This window comes from Rhodoferax fermentans, from assembly GCF_002017865.1.
Lineage (GTDB): Bacteria > Pseudomonadota > Gammaproteobacteria > Burkholderiales > Burkholderiaceae_C > Rhodoferax > Rhodoferax fermentans.
This window is the reverse complement of the sequence record NZ_MTJN01000002.1, coordinates 1,868,664-1,884,986: the sequence shown is the minus strand read 5'-3', so window position 1 is coordinate 1,884,986 and position 16,323 is coordinate 1,868,664. Positions and strand designations below refer to the sequence as shown.

11 protein-coding genes are annotated in these 16,323 nt (G+C 63.6%); 6 read left to right on the top strand and 5 right to left on the bottom strand.

The genetic code is table 11. From position 1 onward, the window contains the following. The first annotated feature begins 35 nt into the window (after positions 1-35). Both RF819_RS08975 and RF819_RS08970 read left to right on the top strand, forming a co-directional pair. The gene (locus tag RF819_RS08975; protein ID WP_078364674.1) at positions 36-2,021 is read left to right on the top strand and encodes a monovalent cation:proton antiporter family protein; all 1,986 of its coding nucleotides are present in this window, start codon (positions 36-38) and stop codon (positions 2,019-2,021) included. 69 nt (positions 2,022-2,090) lie between these two features. Further along, the gene (locus RF819_RS08970; RefSeq protein ID WP_078364673.1) at positions 2,091-2,645 is read left to right on the top strand and encodes an adenine phosphoribosyltransferase; all 555 of its coding nucleotides are present in this window, start codon (positions 2,091-2,093) and stop codon (positions 2,643-2,645) included. Positions 2,646-2,659: 14 nt separating this feature from the next. On the opposite strand, the gene RF819_RS08965 is transcribed toward RF819_RS08970, so the two are convergent. The 3 genes from RF819_RS08965 to RF819_RS08955 form a co-directional block, all read right to left on the bottom strand. Next, positions 2,660-3,364, bottom strand: a complete 705-nt coding sequence (locus tag RF819_RS08965) for a hypothetical protein (RefSeq protein WP_078364672.1) — start codon at positions 3,362-3,364, stop codon at positions 2,660-2,662. A gap of 77 nt (positions 3,365-3,441) precedes the next feature. Next, a complete protein-coding gene (gene mnmE, locus RF819_RS08960) occupies positions 3,442-4,848 on the bottom strand; it encodes a tRNA uridine-5-carboxymethylaminomethyl(34) synthesis GTPase MnmE (RefSeq protein ID WP_244899885.1) in 1,407 nt (468 codons plus the stop codon). A 154-nt stretch (positions 4,849-5,002) separates the two neighbouring features. Continuing rightward, positions 5,003-6,238 (bottom strand): HD-GYP domain-containing protein, encoded by a 1,236-nt coding sequence (locus tag RF819_RS08955; protein WP_242473090.1) that lies wholly within the window; start codon positions 6,236-6,238, stop codon positions 5,003-5,005. 85 nt (positions 6,239-6,323) lie between these two features. Here RF819_RS08955 and rfaE2 point away from each other — a divergent pair, with 85 nt between their 5' ends. Then, positions 6,324-6,848, top strand: a complete 525-nt coding sequence (rfaE2, locus tag RF819_RS08950) for a D-glycero-beta-D-manno-heptose 1-phosphate adenylyltransferase (RefSeq protein WP_078364671.1) — start codon at positions 6,324-6,326, stop codon at positions 6,846-6,848. Positions 6,849-6,938: 90 nt separating this feature from the next. Here rfaE2 and RF819_RS08945 read toward each other — a convergent pair whose 3' ends face one another. Then, the gene (locus RF819_RS08945) at positions 6,939-7,403 is read right to left on the bottom strand and encodes a c-type cytochrome (RefSeq protein ID WP_143541645.1); all 465 of its coding nucleotides are present in this window, start codon (positions 7,401-7,403) and stop codon (positions 6,939-6,941) included. Between the two features lie 83 nt (positions 7,404-7,486). Beyond that, complete coding sequence (gene glnE / locus RF819_RS08940) at positions 7,487-10,186, bottom strand: bifunctional [glutamate--ammonia ligase]-adenylyl-L-tyrosine phosphorylase/[glutamate--ammonia-ligase] adenylyltransferase (RefSeq protein ID WP_078364669.1); 2,700 nt, start codon at positions 10,184-10,186, stop codon at positions 7,487-7,489. Between the two features lie 53 nt (positions 10,187-10,239). On the opposite strand from glnE, the gene RF819_RS08935 reads away from it, so the two are divergent. Genes RF819_RS08935 through mltA form a run of 3 tightly spaced genes read left to right on the top strand, consistent with a single transcriptional unit; the run spans position 10,240 to position 16,291 of the window. After that, complete coding sequence (locus RF819_RS08935; RefSeq protein ID WP_242473087.1) at positions 10,240-14,286, top strand: YhdP family protein; 4,047 nt, start codon at positions 10,240-10,242, stop codon at positions 14,284-14,286. Then, entirely contained in the window at positions 14,283-15,116 is an 834-nt protein-coding gene (locus RF819_RS08930) for a carbon-nitrogen hydrolase family protein (RefSeq protein ID WP_078364667.1), read from the top strand. Before RF819_RS08935 ends, RF819_RS08930 begins: the two co-directional genes overlap by 4 nt. After that, positions 15,113-16,291 (top strand): murein transglycosylase A, encoded by a 1,179-nt coding sequence (gene mltA / locus RF819_RS08925; RefSeq protein WP_200224278.1) that lies wholly within the window; start codon positions 15,113-15,115, stop codon positions 16,289-16,291. The genes RF819_RS08930 and mltA overlap by 4 nt, the downstream gene beginning before the upstream one ends. Positions 16,292-16,323: the final 32 nt, after the last annotated feature.

Here is a 16,323-nt window from a genome sequence, read left to right as displayed (position 1 = left end):
GGGTTCATCCCAAAATCGCTTGTTAGTATCCAGGGGTGAATCCGCTTGATCTAACCCTTCTTTACCTGCTGGCCGCCGTACTCGGTGTGGTGGTGTGCCGTTCGCTGAAACTGCCACCGATGCTGGGCTACCTGGCCGTGGGTGTGGTGATTGGCCCGAACGCGCTGGCGCTGGCCAAAAATGCCGATGGTGTGCGCCACCTGGGCGAGTTTGGTGTGGTGTTCCTGATGTTTGTGATTGGTCTGGAGTTCAACCTGCCCAAGCTGCGCACCATGCGCCAGCATGTGTTTGGCCTGGGGATGTTCCAGGTGACACTGACCATGCTGGTCACCACCGCCGCGAGCATGGTGTTGGCGAAGCTGGCGCCCAGCCAGTGGGGCATGGACTGGAAAACAGCCCTGGCCCTGTCGAGTGCGATGGCCATGAGCAGCACCGCGATTGTGGTGAAGCTGATGTCCGAACGCATCGAAATGGAGAGCGAACATGGCAAGCGGATCATGGGTGTGCTGCTGTTCCAGGATTTGGCGGTGGTGCCCCTGTTGGTGCTGATTCCGGCGCTCAGTGCCTCACCCGAACAGATGGCGGAGACCCTGACCTGGGCGCTGTTCAAGGCTGGGGTTCTGATCACCCTGCTGCTGGTGGGCGGGCCGCGTGTGATGCGCTGGTGGTTGACCCAGGTGGCACGGCGCAAGAGTGAAGAGTTATTTGTGCTGAATCTGCTGCTGGTGACGCTGGGCCTGGCCTGGTTGACCGAGCTGGCGGGTCTGAGCCTGGCTCTGGGGGCGTTCATTGCGGGCATGCTGATCTCGGAGACGCAGTACAAGCACCAGGTGGAGACCGACATCCGCCCTTTCCACGATGTGTTGCTGGGTCTGTTTTTCATCAGCATCGGCATGATGCTGGATTGGCGCCTGGTGCTGGAGCGCTGGCCACTGGTGCTGATTCTGGTGACGCTGCCGGTGTTATTCAAGGCCGCGATGATCACCCTGATCACCAAAGGTTTTGGTGCCAGTGCCGGGGTGTCCTTGCGCACCGGCCTGTATCTGGCGCAAGCCGGTGAGTTCGGTTTTGTGCTGCTGACACTGGCGCAAAACAACAACCTGGTGCCGCCGGAGCTGCTCAACCCGATTCTGGCCGCCATGGTGTTATCGATGCTGGCCACACCCTTCATCATCATGCGCAGCGGCGCCATCGTGATGCGCCTGGTCAGCAACGAATGGTTGATGGAGTCGGTGCAGATGACCACCATCGCCCGCAAAGCCATCAAGGCCAACAAACACGTCATCATCTGCGGCTACGGCCGCTGTGGCCAGAATCTGGCGCGTATGCTCGACAAGGAGCACATCGCCTACATGGCGCTTGACCTGGACCCGGACCGGGTGCGTCAAGCCGCAGCGGCGGGGGATTCGGTGGTGTTTGGGGACGCCGGGCGATTGCAAGCCTTGATGGCTGCGGGCCTGGCGCGTGCCAGCGCGGTGGTGGTGACCTATCTGGAAACTGCCAGCGCCCTGAAGGTGCTGTCACACATTCAGGAGCATGCACCGCAGGTGCCGGTGGTGATCCGTACCCAGGACGACCACGACCTGGAGCTGTTGCAAAAAGCCGGTGCCACCGAGGTGGTGCCCGAAACCATTGAAGGCTCCTTGATGCTGGCCAGCCACGCGCTGGCGTTGGTGGGTGTCCCGATGCGCCGCGTGATCCGCATCGTGCGCGAGCAGCGTGATGCCCGCTACAGCCTGCTGCGCGGTTTTTTCCGCGGTGCCGACGATGGGGACGCCGACGAGGCGCAGCTGGAGCGCCTGAGCACCCTGCAATTGCCTGCCCATGCCAAATCCATCGGCCAGACCGTCGGTGACTTGTCGTTGGATGTGCTCGACACCCGGCTGGTGAGCCTGCGCCGCCAGTCCGGTCAGATCATGCCCCTTACCGATGAACTGGTGTTGGTGGCGGGTGACACCCTGGTGATTTCCGGCAAGGCCGATGCCATCAGCCAGACCGAGCTCAAACTGCTCAAAGGTTGATGTTGCCCAAACTGGCATGGCCACAGCGCCATGCACAATAGAGGTTGATCTTCCAACTCTGTCGTTTTTATGTACAACACCAGCGTCAACCAATACCTTCGTGAGCACATCCGTACCGTGATGGACTGGCCAGCACCCGGCGTGCAGTTTCGCGACATCACGCCGCTGCTGCAGGATGCCAAGGTGTTTCGGGTACTGATCGACGCCTTTGTGCACCGCTACATGGACCCCGCTTTGCGCCCCGACGTGGTGGCCGGGCTGGACGCGCGTGGGTTCATCATCGGCTCGGTGATTGCCTACGAGCTGGGTGTGGGGTTTGTGCCGATCCGCAAAAAAGGCAAACTGCCCTTCACCACGGTGGAAGAAACCTACGAACTGGAATACGGCAGCGCCACCGTGGAGTTGCATGTGGATGCGGTCAAGGTTGGCCACCGCGTGTTGCTGATCGACGACCTGATCGCCACCGGCGGCACCATGATGGCGGGCAAAAAACTGCTGGAAAAACTTGGCGCCGAGGTCATGGAAGGCGCCGCCATTGTGGACCTGCCTGAACTGGGCGGTTCAGCCAAGCTGCGTGCCAGCGGCTTGCCACTGTTCACGCTGGTGAATTTCGAAGGGGTTTGAGGCCGGGCTCGCGGTCAGTCCAGCCCGCCGAATTGGGTGCGGCTCAGCGGTGAGGCCACATCGTCCGGCTCCAGCAGCTGGGTGTCTTCATAACCGGGGGGTGGCGCCGGTTTGCGCGGCCCTGAGGTCAGCACCTGACCGGGTTTGACGTCTGCGGGTGTGCCAGGTGAGGCCTCGGAGATGGCTTTTTTGAAGGCCAGCACCTCGTCGTTGTCGATCGGATCAAAACCTGGACGCGCTGGTGTAGCCGTGGCAGCGGCTGCCGTGGGTCGCGCGGGCTCCCGCATCGGCGCCTCTCTGAGTTGAGCCGCCTCTGCCGCCGTGTGCGGCACCAGCCGCCAGTACACCGCCTTGACCTGCAGGTCGTAACGCTGCGCTGCCGTCATGGCCATCAGCTGCTCCACCGCATTCCAGCGGCCTGGGGCCAGCACCTGGTCACCCAGCAAGTCAATCATCACCAAAAACTGGCGGCCGCGTGCGTCGAGTGACAGCACCTTGAACTTGTAGTGCGAGGCCAGCACCTCGCTGCGCAACATGACATTGCGCACCACGTCGTACAGGTTCTCACGCCGTTCGTGGCGCTGGTGTTTGAGGTCGGCCAGCGGGTCCACCGAGTTCGGTCCGGGCACAGACCTGGGTGCTGTGCTCTTGGTCGCAGCGGGCGCATCTGCGGTGGGCTCTGGCGCGGACTTGCCAAACAACCAACTGAATACGGACATGGTGAACCTCTTGAGCAGTCGAGCCGATAGGAGCTGGCATTCTCGGTCAGTCCGCTGTTTGGCGGCCTGACGCCCGGTTATTTTCCAATGCAAAAACTCGAAAATATGACACCCAGCAAATCATCGGCACTGAATTCTCCGGTGATGCTGTTGAGGGCATTTTGTGCCAGCCGCAGCTCTTCGGCCAGCACATCCAGCGCCTGGGCCTGCTGGGCCAGGTGTTGGTCGCACAGTTCCAGATGGCCTTGCACTTGCTGCAAGGCCTGAACATGGCGTGCGCGGGCGGTGAACAAGCCCTCGGCGCCGGGTTGCCAACCGGCCAATGCCAGCAACTGCTGGCGCAGCGCATCGAGCCCGGCACCGGTTTTGGCCGACAGCGCGATGCCGTGCGCGGGCGCCTTGTCGGGTGCGCTGTCGAGCTTGTTCCAGACATCAATCACCGTCACAGTGTGTGGCAGTTTTTCGGCCATGGCCCTGGTGATGTCTGCGTCAGCAGCTCTGTATTCTGTAGTATCCAGCCGGGTCAAGTCGTGCAGGAACAAAACCGCATCGGCCTCGCCAATGGCGTGCCAAGCGCGCTCAATCCCGATTTTTTCGACCTCGTCGTCACTCTCGCGCAAGCCGGCGGTGTCGATCACATGCAAGGGCACCCCATCGATCTGGATGGTTTGCTGCACCTTGTCGCGTGTGGTGCCCGCCACCGCAGTGACGATGGCCAGCTCGGCACCAGCCAAGGCATTGAGCAGGGAGGACTTGCCAGCGTTGGGCTGCCCGGCGATCACCACCTTGATGCCTTCGCGCAACAGGGCGCCCTGGCGTGTTTTGGCCAACACCTGAGCCAAACGCTGTTGCAGTTGTGTGAGCTGACCCTGCGCGTCCGATTGGCGCAGGAAGTCAATTTCTTCTTCCGGGAAATCCAGCGTCGCCTCCACCAGCATGCGCAGGTGGATCAGCGCGTCACGCAGTTGGTGGATCTCGTGCGAGAAGGCGCCGGCCAGGGATCGGCTGGCGCTGCGCGCGGCGGCTTCGGTGCTGGCGTCGATCAGGTCGGCAATCGCCTCGGCCTGGGCCAGGTCGATCTTGTCGTTGAGGAAGGCGCGCTCCGAGAATTCACCCGGCAGCGCCAGGCGCAGATGCGCCAGTGTCGGTTGGCCGTCGGGCTGCGGCTGTGCGGCGGCCTCCAGGCAGCGCGCCAGCAGCAGCTGCAACACCACCGGGCCGCCATGCGCCTGCAACTCCAGCACGTCCTCGCCGGTGAAAGAGTGCGGCGCCGGAAAGTACAGCGCCAGCCCATGGTCAATCGCCACACCCTGGCCGTCCAGAAACCCGGTGTAACTGGCTTCGCGCGGGCGCAAGGCTTTGCCACACAGGGCCAACACCAGCGGCTGAAGACCGCGCCCGCTGACTCGCACGATGCCGACCGCACCCCGGCCCGGGGCGGTGGCAATGGCGGCAATCGGGTCCTGGTGGCGTGGCAGGGTCACGGTGTGTTCTTTCTGTGGTGGATGGCCGCTGGGCCAAGGGGCCTGAAGTGTACGGTCTTTACAAGCCTTTTGAGGCCTTGGCCCTTGTTGGTCAGGCGGCAATAGCTATGTTTTCAGGAGTATTTGGCCTGCGGCGCTGCAAGCCCCAAGGCATTTACCAGGGGCGTTCTGCCATCACCTGGCGTGTCAGGGACATCAGCCGCTCCAGGGTGTGGGTCACCTTGACCTCGCGAAAAGGCACACTGCTGGTGATGCGGTACTCGGCCTGGCTGGTGTCGCGCACAATCGGTTCACCTGTGGGCATACCGTGGCGGTTGATCAGCACCGCCACCTTGGGCATGGTGGTGTTGAGGCCACGCTTGATGACCAGCGCCACCTCCTGCGAGCTCAGTTTGACGTAGGTGCCGGGGGAATAAATGCCGACCGCCTTGATCAGCGCCGCACCGGCCTCGTCGATTTGTTTGTTTTCATCAAAATAACAGGATTGCATGGCCACGCCGGGAGCTTCCGGTGCACGGGTGACACGCGGCGACATGCGGGCGGCAAACATGTCGGCACGCTGGATCAGGCGCGCCAGGCGCTGGCCGTCGCTGCGTGGTGCCAGCGGTCCGGGGGATTTGGTGCCGTGGTTGAGCACCGCCTCCAGCCACAGTGCATCTGAGATGCCCATCTGCTGCAACAGGTCCACCGAACGCGGCGCATGGCTGTGGATGAGTTTCAACTGGGCCGGATTGGGGGGTTCTTTTTGCGCAGCCAAGCGGTCCTGCAGCTCGGTCATGCTGATGTTCATGGTCAGGGCCGCACTGCTCAGCGCTCGCACGTGGGCTGCTGGCCAGCGCAGCACATCACGTGCGGCCAGGCAACACATCACGCAGACCAGCATCGCGTGGGTGGCGCTGTAGTGCCGGATTTCGCTGCCCGAGAGGTGGATCAGCGCAAACAGGGCCGCATCAGGGTTGCGCAGGGTTTCGCGCTCCAGATCGTTTTGCAGGCGCTCCAGCCGTGGCAGAAAAGTGTCGCCCTGTTGGTCGCGCAGCAGGGCATGGGCCTGGTGCTGCAGGTACAGCCAGTCGGCCTCGTCGTTGTCGAGATCAACACTCTTGCTTGGCCTGGCGTCGTAGGGGGAGACCTGAACCTCGGCAATTTGCCCCAGCGAGCGGTCCTCCAGCACCAGGTTGTTGAGCCGGCTGACGTAGCTGCGGCGCAGGTTCTCAGCCTGGTCTGCATCGATGTAGATCTGGCTGCGTTGGCCAACCATGACCTCCAGCTCCTGGCGGCTGCCCACCATGAAGCCCGGGCTGGCCAGCAGCACCCCATTCTGGTCAAGTAAGGCACATGGCAAGGGTTGCCCGACAAGGATCGAATCGGTGGTGACAGGGACCAGGTTCATAGCGGCTTTGATTATGCCCAGCAGGCCACAGTGGCGCAGGTGCCGGGAGGATAAACCAGAGTCAGTGCCTGATAGCATCCAATACATGCCACAAACCCATTCTGTTCCTGCTTTTGACGATGCCCTGACGCCCGGGGCACTGACCCACAAACTGTGCCGGCCCGACCAGCTGTTGCCGTGTCTGGCGCGATTGCCACGCCCGCTGGTGTTCACCAACGGGGTGTTCGACGTGTTGCACCGCGGCCATGTGATGTACCTGGAGCAGGCGCGTGCGCTGGGTGGCAGCCTGGTGGTGGCGCTCAATACCGATGCCTCGGCCAAACGGCTCGGCAAAGGGCCGGACCGCCCGCTCAACAACGAGGTCGATCGCGCCTGTGTGATCGCGGCGCTGGCCAGCAGCTCACTGGTGACCTGGTTTGACGAAGACACCCCGCTGGAACTGATCCGGCTGGTGCGCCCGGACATCCTGGTCAAGGGCGGCGACTACGACATGGAGACCCTGGCCGAGACCCAGGTGGTGAAAGCTTACGGCGGGCGGGCGCTGGCGCTGCCCTTTGTGCACGGCTACTCCACCACCGCGCTCGTGAAGAAAATCAGAAGCACATCCTAATATGCCTCTGGCCCTTATTCATAAAGGGCTGATAGCTACTTATTAGATAGCTATTGTGGCTCGTGCCCTGGCTCGGTCTGCAGGGTGTGCTCAGCGTTCGTTGCGAAACTGCTGGTGGCAGCTTTTGCAGCTTTTTTCCACGTCATTCACGGCGGCGCTGATGCTTGGCAGGTCCGCGCTGCCAGCCACGGCCACCAGCTTGTCGACGTTGGCCAGGTAGCTGTCCTGTGCTTGTTTGAATTCGGCTGCTTGGCTCCAGGCCTCAGGCTTGGCACGCGTGGGCGGGTAGTTGCCATCGGCCGTGAAAAAGGCCCAGGGTTGGCCGGACAGGTCTTTGAGCGCCTGGGCACCCTCGACAAAGACCGGTTTGACGTAGTCCTTGTGGCCACGCGCGACCAGGCCCAAAGGCTCCAGCGTCTGGGTCATCTTTTTGAAAATGGCAACACGTTGGCTGACAAGTTGCTGCGGATGGGTGTCTTTGGCCGCGTCGCTGCAGGCGCCCAGCAACAAGGTGCAAGCCAGCAGCGACAGCGTGATAGGGAAGTGTTTGGACATGGGCGTGTGCCGTTGGAGGTTGGAGGTTGGAGGGCAGAGCGGGCGCCAGCCGTTCAAGGCCGCTGGCCCGCTCGCAAAAGGGTTCAGTGGTCGAAGACGGCCTGCCACAAGGCCAGGATCGCTTGGCGTTCCGTCTGTAATTCGTCGGGGCCGACTTGGGGTGACTCTTCGTTGAGCCGTGCCCGGTGTTGCAGCACGCGCAGGGTGCGGTAGGCGCTGGCCGCCGCGTGGCCGATGCCAGCGGGTAACAGGCCCAGCACCTCGGCGCGTTCCAGCAAGGCAATGTTGCCCGCATTGACCATCAGCTCCGGATGAGTACCGGACTGCGACAACACCAGGAACTGCATCACAAACTCGGCGTCCATCATGCCGCCAGGGCTGAACTTGACATCAAATTTACCCGGGCGGATCGGGTGGGCGCTGGCCACCCGGGCGCGCATGGCGCTGATCTCGGTGCGCAAGGCCTCGACATCACGCTCGGCGCTGATGACGGCCGCGCGAACGGCCTCAAAGCGGCTGTGCAAGGCGGCGTCACCGAGCACACAGCGGGCGCGGGTGATGGCCTGGTGCTCCCAGGTCCAGGCGGTGTTGGAGCCACGCTGCTGCTGGTAGTTGGCGTAGGAGGAGAAAGAGGTGATCAGCAGGCCGGCATTGCCATTGGGGCGCAGCGCGGTGTCAATCTCGTACAGGTCACCTTCGCCGGTTTTCACCGTCAGCCAGTTGATCAGCTTGCGCACCAGGTTGGCGTAGACCTCGGACGCGCGCTCATCGTCATCGTCAAACACAAACACCAAGTCCAGGTCACTGCCGTAGCCCAGCTCCTTGCCACCCAGTTTGCCGTAAGCAATGATGCCGAACTGGGGCTGTTCGCGGTGGGTCTTCTTGAGTCGGCTCCAGCACCAGCGGGTGGTGGTGCGCAACACCGCATCGGCCAGCGCACTGAGGTCATCGGCGACCTGTTCGACGCTGAGCTTGCCCTCTATGTCACGCGCCAGGGTGCGAAATGTTTCGGCATGGTGCGCCCGGCGCAGCAGGTTGAGCAGGGCTTCCTCGTCGTCTTCACCAGCGGTCTGCAGCGTCAAGCGGCGGTGGTCGAGCTCGGCCTCAAACACCGCGGCGTCAAAACGCGCTTCGAGCATGGTCGAGACCGCCAGCTCATCGATCACACCGGGGTGCAAGAGCAGATAACGCGCCGGCCAGCGCGCGGCGCCCAGCAGACGCAGCAGGCGTTTGTGCACATTGGGCCGCTCCAGCAGCAAGGCCAGGTAACTTTCGCGACGCAGCAAGGGCTCCATCCAGTCCACCAGTCCCACGGCGGCGGCCTCGGTCACCCGTCCTTCGCGCACCCATTGCGCGGTACGCGACAGCAGGCGCATCAGCCGGGTGCGGGCTTCCTCGCGCAGGGCCAGCACCCGCGGGTGCTCGACCCAGGCCGTCAGGCGCTGGCGAAAGTCCTCGCCGAGCTGGGGCAGCAGCTCGGTCATGCTGGCTGTTACCTCGGGTGTTTTGCCAGCGTGGCAACCTTTGCATTCGGGCGCGCCGCCACCGAGTAACTTGTCAAATTCTTGTGCCACCAGCTCCCGGTGGCTGTCGAGCTGTGTGAGCAGGGTCTGGGCCGAGTCCAGGCCCATGGTGCTGGCAATCCAGGCCAGATCGGCATCCTGTGTGGGCAGGATGTGGGTTTGCTGGTCGTCCAGGTACTGGATGCGGTGTTCCACCTGGCGCAGGAACACATAGGCCTGCGCCAGTGCCTGGGCGGTGTCGCTTTGCATCAGCTGGGCCTTGACCAGGCGCGACAAGGCGCTCAAGGTCGGCCGGGTGCGCAGCTCGGGAAACTGGCCACCACGCACCACCTGCAGCAGCTGCACGATGAACTCGATCTCGCGGATGCCGCCGCGCGAGAGCTTCACGTCGTTGGCCCGTTCGGGGCGGCCCGCGCTGCGTTTGCTGGCGTGGTTGCGAATCTGGTGGTGCAACAGGCGCAGCGCGTCAAACACGCTGTAATCGAGATACCGGCGGAACACAAAAGGCATCACCACCTGGCGCAGCGGCTGGATGGCACCGCGCTCGACGCTGGCCCGGGGCGCTACCACCCGGCTCTTGAGCCAGGCAAAACGCTCCCACTCGCGCCCCTGGACATGCAGGTACTGCTCCAGAGCGTCGAGCGAGACTGCGGCCGGGCCCGAGTTGCCGTTGGGGCGCAGCGCCAGATCGACCCGGAACACAAAGCCGTATTCGGTGACATCCCCCACCAGCCCGTAGACGGCACGCACCACCTTGCCGAAATACTCGTGGTTGGTGATGCGGTTGCGTCCCAGCGCGTCGCCAGCGGTGTCTCCGTCTTCGTCGTAGATGTAGATCAGGTCGATGTCGCTGGAGACGTTGAGCTCGCGCGCCCCCAGCTTGCCCATGCCCACAATCCACACTTCGGCCCGCTGGCCGCTGGCCGCCATCGGTGCGCCATAGGTCTGGTCCAGGGTGGCCAAGACCTCGGTCAGCGCCTGGTTCAGGGCAAATTCCGCCAGGTCGGTCATGGCCTGGGTGACCTTGGGCAGGCTGGCCTGGGCGTCGCAGTCCAGGCACAGCAGGCGCTCGAGCACCAGCGCCCGAGTGATGCGCAAGGCACTGCCGGTGTCCTGTCCCGCGCTTTTCAAGGCATCAAAGGTGGCCTGGAGGTGTTCCGGTGTGGGCAGGCCCGGCGCCAGCAGGGGCAGTTGCTGTTCAAACCGGCGATGTACACGCTGCGCAAAGCGGGAATGCAGAGCCAGGGAGGCGCGGGTCATAATTCTGCTGTGCAACTTCTTATCCAAAAAATTTGTCTCCCCCGACTTTCACTTTGCTGAGAACCTGGTCCGCCCTGACGCGTGGCCTGTTGATCGTCGCGGTGCTGGTCTGGCTGTTGTTTGGCGCGACCTGGGCCACGCTTCATTGGTGGATTGTGCCGCGAATCGGCGATTTCCGCCCGCAGCTGCAGGCCCAGGCCAGCAAGGCGCTGGGGGTTCCGGTGCGCGTGGGTGCGGTCTCGGCCCACTCCAGCGGTTTGATGCCTTCGCTGGAACTGCGCGACGTGGAGATGCTTGATGCTGCCGGCCGGGTGGCCCTGCGTCTGCCGCGTGTGCTGGTGAGCCTGTCGCCGCGCTCGGTCTGGCATCTGGGGTTTGAGCAGCTCTACATCGACCAGCCCCAGCTTGACATCCGACGTGATACCAGTGGTCGTCTCACGGTGGCGGGGCTCGATGTGTCTGGCGCAGGCGGCGCCAACCAGGACAGCTTGAACTGGCTCTTCTCCCAACGGGAACTGGCGATTCAAGGTGGCACGGTGCGCTGGACCGACGAGATGCGGCACACCGAGCCGGTAGCCTTGCAACAGGTGAGTTTTGTTGCCCGCAACAGCGGGCGACACCATGACCTGCGCATCGACATGACGCCGCCGCTGGCCTGGGGTGAGCGATTCACGGTACAGGGCCAGTTTGTGCAGCCTTTGCTGGCGCGTGACAACGGGCGCTGGCAGGACTGGGATGGCCAGCTGTTTGCGTCTTCTGGGCGGGTTGACCTGTCCGAACTGCGCCGTTTTGCGGACCTCGGTTTTGATTTGCAGCAAGGCCGGGGGGCGATACGTGCCTGGGGCGAGGTCAAACAGGGCCAGGTGACCCGGGTCACGACTGACCTGGCTTTGGCGCAGGTGTCGGTCAAGCTCGGGGCTGAATTGCAGCTGTTGTCGCTGCGGCAGGTGCGGGGCCGCTTGACCGGGCGGGTGTGGGCGGATGGTTTTGAGGTGGCGACCGAGTCGCTGGTGTTTGACACTTCAGAGGGGATGCATTGGCCGGGCGGCAATGTCCGCTTGCTGTCCCAGGGTGCCCTGGACAACATCGCGGCACATGGCGAGTTGCAAGCTGACCAGCTGGATCTGGCCGCGTTGGCGCAGATTGCGGACCGGCTGCCGCTGGACGCCAAGTTGCGCGAAGGCTTGGTGCGTTATGCACCGCAGGGCCGGGTTGAATCACTCACGGCCAGCTGGCAGGGGCCGGTGACTGCACCCGTGTCCTACCGGGCCAAGGGCCGCTTGCGGCAACTGGCGTTGGCCGCTGTTGATGATGCGCCGGGTGTTCAGGGGCTCGATGCCGATCTGGACTTTGACCAGGATACTGGGCGTGCCAAGGTTTCGGTGGTGCACGGCAGTGTGGCTGTGCCTGCGTATTTCCAGGACGGGGTGATACCGATTGACCAGTTGAGTGCGGATGTGTCGTGGCAGCTGGCGGGCGAGCAGATATCTGTGGATGTGGCCAATGCCAAGTTCAGCAACGCAGATGCAGAAGGCCAGGCGCGCATCAAATGGCACACCAGTGACCCTGCTAGCTCGGTGGGGCGCAGCCGCTTTCCCGGTGTGCTTGATCTGCAGGCCAGCTTGAGCCGTGCCGAGGGGCATCGCGTGTACCGCTATCTGCCCCTGGTGATTGATGCCCAGGCGCGTAACTATGTGCGTGATGCGGTACTGGCTGGCCATGCCCGAAATGTGCAGTTTGCCATCAAAGGCGACATCAATGACATACCCGCCACACGGCCTGCCCAGGGCGAGTTCAGGATCAGTGCCGATGTCAGCCAAGCTCGGCTGGCCTATCTGCCCAGAAGCCTGCAAGGCCCCAAAGAGCTGCCCTGGCCGATCTTGACCGAACTCAGCGGGCAATTGCTTTTCAATGGCATGCAATTGCATGTCAAAGGCGCACAGGCCAAGCTGGGTGAGGGCAGCGCGCTACACATTTCGCAAGCCGAGGTGAGCATCAACGATCTGCAAAAGACCCGCGTGGAGGTCCATGCCGAGATGAAAGGTCCGCTCAAAGACGCTTTGCGGGTGGTGAACAGCTCGGCGCTGGCGGATTTGACGGGCCATGCGTTGGCGGGTGCGGTGGCCTCTGGCAATGCAGACTTCAAACTCAAGCTGGATTTGCCCATTGCCGACATCAACAAGTCGCAAGTGGCGGGCAGTGTGTCACTGCCGGGCAATGATGTGCAGATCTCACCCGACACGCCCAAACTCACACGTGCTCGCGGTGTGGTGAATTACACCCAAAGCGGGCTCAGCCTTTCGGGGGTTCAGGCGCGTTTGTTGGGCGGTGACGCGCGGCTGGACGGTGGCCTGGTGTTGTTGCCCGGGGCAGTGGCCGAGGCCACTGCACGTGGTGTACCCACCAGCTTGCGCATCACCGGGGTGGCCAGCGCCGAAGGAATGCGCCAGGCCAGTGAACTGGGTTTTGTCTCGCGCCTGGCGCAAAACGTCACTGGCAGTGCCGCCTACAACGCCTCCGTGGGCTGGCGTGCTGGCGCCCCGGATGTGCTGGTGACCAGCAGTTTGCAGGGTCTGGCCTCGACCCTGCCAGCCCCGCTGGCCAAAGAGGCGCAGACCCGCCTGCCGCTGCGCTACCAGTCTGGCATGTTCAGCGGTGAGTCCGGTGCTGCCGCCGCGCGCGACCGCCTGAGCCTGAGCCTGGAAGGGCTTGGCCGCTTGACCTACGAGCGTGATGTGAGCCGCGCCGAACCACGGGTGCTGCGGGGGCTGGTGTTGGTGGGGCCCGATGCAGCGACCTCACCCGCGCTGCCCTCACAGGGCGTCAGCGCCAACGTCAACCTCACGCAGCTCAATGCTGATACTTGGGGGGATGTGTTGCAACCGCTCCTTGGCAAATCGCCTGCGGCCACAGGGGGCAGTGCTGCCGTGGACATGGCCTATGTGCCCACAGTGCTGGCGGTACGCACCGGTGTCCTGACCGCCGGTGGGCGCAGCTTCAACCGGGTGACGCTGGATGCCCGTCGGGAAGACCAGGTCTGGCGCGGTAATGTCGAGGCGACCGAGTTGGCGGGTTACCTCGAATACCGCCAGGCCAGCGCGGCCACGGTGGCCAGCAGCGGCGGGCGGGTGTATGCCCGGCTGTCGCGCCTGACCATCGCGCCAGGTGCCGCTACCGAGCTGGAGGCTTTGATGGATGCCCAGCCCGCCAGCATGCCCGCACTGGACGTGGTGGTGGATGAGTTTGAGTTGCGTGGCAAGCGCCTCGGGCGTCTGGAGGTCGACGCTGTCAATCGCGCCGCCGGCGCCACGACCGAGTGGCGGCTCAACAAGCTCAACCTGATCACCCCGGAGGCGACCTTGACCACCTCGGGGAACTGGGCGCGCATCAATGCTCTGGCCCCGGCGCCCGGGCGAGGTGGTTCGGCCAGCAGCGCGCAGCGCAGTCGAACCGTGCTGAGTTTCAAACTCGACATGAACGACGGTGGCAAGCTGCTCAGCCGCTTTGGCATGAAGGACGTGGTGCGCCAGGCCAGCGGCAAGATGGAGGGACAGGTGTCCTGGATGGGCTCACCACTCAAGCCGGATTACCCGAGCCTGGGCGGGGCGTTCACGGTGAATGTGGCCTCCGGACAGTTTCTCAAAGCCGACCCCGGCCTGGCCAAGTTGCTGGGCGTGTTGAGCTTGCAGGCCCTGCCCCGGCGCCTGACGCTGGATTTCCGGGATGTGTTCAGCGAAGGTTTTGCCTTTGACTTTTTGCGCGGTGATGTCACGGTGGACCAAGGCATTGCCCGCACCAACAACCTGCAGATGAAAGGTGTGAATGCGGCGGTGTTGATGGAGGGTTCGGCCAACATCGATCTGGAGACCCAGGACCTGCGGGTGGTGGTGGTGCCCGAGATCAACGCCGGCACCGCCTCCTTGATTGCCACGGTGATCAACCCTGCCGTTGGCCTGGGCACCTTTCTGGCACAGATGGTGTTGAGGCGCCCACTGATCGAGTCCAATACCCAGCAATTTCGCATCGACGGCTCCTGGGCCGACCCCAGAGTCACCAAAATCAGCAGCGCCAGCGCGCTGCCCAAGGAGAAAACCCCATGAAAGTTGCCGTGATCCAGATGGTGTCGTCCACCAGTCTCTCAAGCAATCTGGCGCAAGCCGCGGACTTGCTGCACCAGGCTGCCCTGGGTGGCGCCGAACTGGCGGTGTTGCCGGAGTACTTTTGCCTGATGGGCCAACATGACGCCGACAAGCTGGGCATCGCCGAGCCTTTTGGCCAGGGGCCGCTGCAGCAGTTTCTGGCAGAAACCGCCCGGGCCGAAGGTTTGTGGCTGGTGGGCGGGACGATCCCGCTGCGAGCCGATGGTGCTGATGTTGCCACCGCCCCTGAGCGGGTTTTTAACGCCAGTTTGGCCTTTTCCCCTGATGGTGCCTGCATGGCGCGCTATCACAAAATCCATCTTTTCCGTTTTGACAATGGCACCGAACGGTATGACGAGTCGGCGGTGCTGGAGGCTGGCAGCGAGCCGGTGACGTTTGATCTGGATTCGCGCGATGGGCATGTCTGGCGCATTGGGATGAGTGTGTGTTACGACATGCGGTTCCCGGAGCTGTACCGGGCCTATGCCGACGCCGGGGTGCACCTGCTGCTGGCGCCCAGCGCCTTCACCTACACCACCGGTCAGGCGCATTGGGAGGTGCTGCTGCGCGCCCGTGCCATCGAAAACCTGGCATTTGTGGCGGCTGCCGCGCAAGGTGGCCAGCATCACAACGGGCGCCAGACCTGGGGCCAGGCGATGCTGATCGATCCGTGGGGCCAGGTGCTGGCGCAACGCGCGCAGCAAGCTGGGGTGGTGCTGACGGAGCTCGACTTTGAACTTTTGACCGCATGCCGCAGCCGTTTGCCCGCCCTGGCGCATCGCGTTTTATGACGACTGCCTCGTCTCTCTTGCGGGCCGTCACAAGTGTTGGCGTGCTGGCTTTGTTGGTGGCCTGCGGCGGCGTGCCCCTGTCCAGCCCCGGCTACCGCACCGACGGCGTGTCGCCGACCAGTCCATCCGTCGCGCCCGCCGCCCGCAGCGCAGCGCCGGAAGCAGCGCCGTCCGGCCCCGTGTTGATGCAGCGCAACAGCCGCTGGGTGCCTGTGGCCTGGTCTGAGCTGCCTGGTTTGGAACAAGACGCGCTGCATGAAGCCTGGAACGCCTGGCTCAAAAGTTGTGAGCGTCCGGGGCCGGTGTTTGCGCCGTTGTGCCCCGAGGTGCGGCGTTTGAGCATTGGCGACGCTGAGGCCCAGCGCAGCTGGTTGCTGTCGCGTTTGCAGCCCTACCGGGTGGAGCCGCTGCAGGGGGGCGCAACACCGGGTTTGCTGACAGCCTATTTCGAGCCCGAGTTTGCCGCACGTCGCTTGCCAGGTGAGGGTTTCACCACCCCGCTGTACCAGCCCCCGGTCGGCTTGGTTCCGGGCAAACCCTGGTTCAGCCGCAAGGACGCCGACACCTTGGCGCAGCCACAGGCGGCTTTGCGCGGGCGCGAGTTGTTGTACTTGGCTGATCCGGTTGAGGCGATGTTGTTGCAGATCCAGGGCTCGGGGCGCCTGCGTGTGACCGAGCCCGATGGCCGTCAGCGCCTGGTGCGTCTGGCTTTTGCGGCGCACAACGGGCAGCCGTATCAGAGCATCGGCCGCTGGCTGCTGGACCAGGGCGAGGTGCGCGATGCCTCCTGGCCAGGCATTCGCGCTTGGCTGACCCAGAACCCGCAACGCCAGGCCGAGTTGTTGTGGCAAAACCCGCGTCTGGTGTTTTTCAAGGAAGAGACTTTGAATGACTTTGATGCGGCTTTTGGCCCACGTGGTGCGCAGGGTGTTCCCCTGACCCCAGGGCGCTCGATCGCGGTGGACCCGCTCAGCATTCCCTATGGCACCCCGGTCTGGCTGGCCTCTGAGGGGCCGAATCTGTCCTTGCAGCGGCTGGTGCTGGCGCAAGATACTGGTGGTGCCATTGTGGGTCCAACGCGTGCAGACTATTTTGCGGGCTGGGGTGAGGAAGCGGGTGAGTTGGCGGGGCGACTCAAGCAACCTGTGCGACTTTGGGTGCTCTGGCCAAAATAGTGTCAATGACGTTAACATCCACGCTCAGTGCC

What these genes read in the sequence shown, in the direction of transcription:
- RF819_RS08970 (WP_078364673.1), top strand. Translation starts at nt 2,091, where the DNA reads ATGTACAACACCAGCGTCAACCAATACCTTCGTGAGCACATCCGTACC.
- RF819_RS08965 (WP_078364672.1), bottom strand. Translation starts at nt 3,364, where the DNA reads ATGTCCGTATTCAGTTGGTTGTTTGGCAAGTCCGCGCCAGAGCCCACC.
- RF819_RS08955 (WP_242473090.1), bottom strand. Translation starts at nt 6,238, where the DNA reads ATGAACCTGGTCCCTGTCACCACCGATTCGATCCTTGTCGGGCAACCC.
- rfaE2 (WP_078364671.1), top strand. Translation starts at nt 6,324, where the DNA reads ATGCCACAAACCCATTCTGTTCCTGCTTTTGACGATGCCCTGACGCCC.
- RF819_RS08945 (WP_143541645.1), bottom strand. Translation starts at nt 7,403, where the DNA reads ATGTCCAAACACTTCCCTATCACGCTGTCGCTGCTGGCTTGCACCTTG.
- glnE (WP_078364669.1), bottom strand. Translation starts at nt 10,186, where the DNA reads ATGACCCGCGCCTCCCTGGCTCTGCATTCCCGCTTTGCGCAGCGTGTA.
- RF819_RS08930 (WP_078364667.1), top strand. Translation starts at nt 14,283, where the DNA reads ATGAAAGTTGCCGTGATCCAGATGGTGTCGTCCACCAGTCTCTCAAGC.
- mltA (WP_200224278.1), top strand. Translation starts at nt 15,113, where the DNA reads ATGACGACTGCCTCGTCTCTCTTGCGGGCCGTCACAAGTGTTGGCGTG.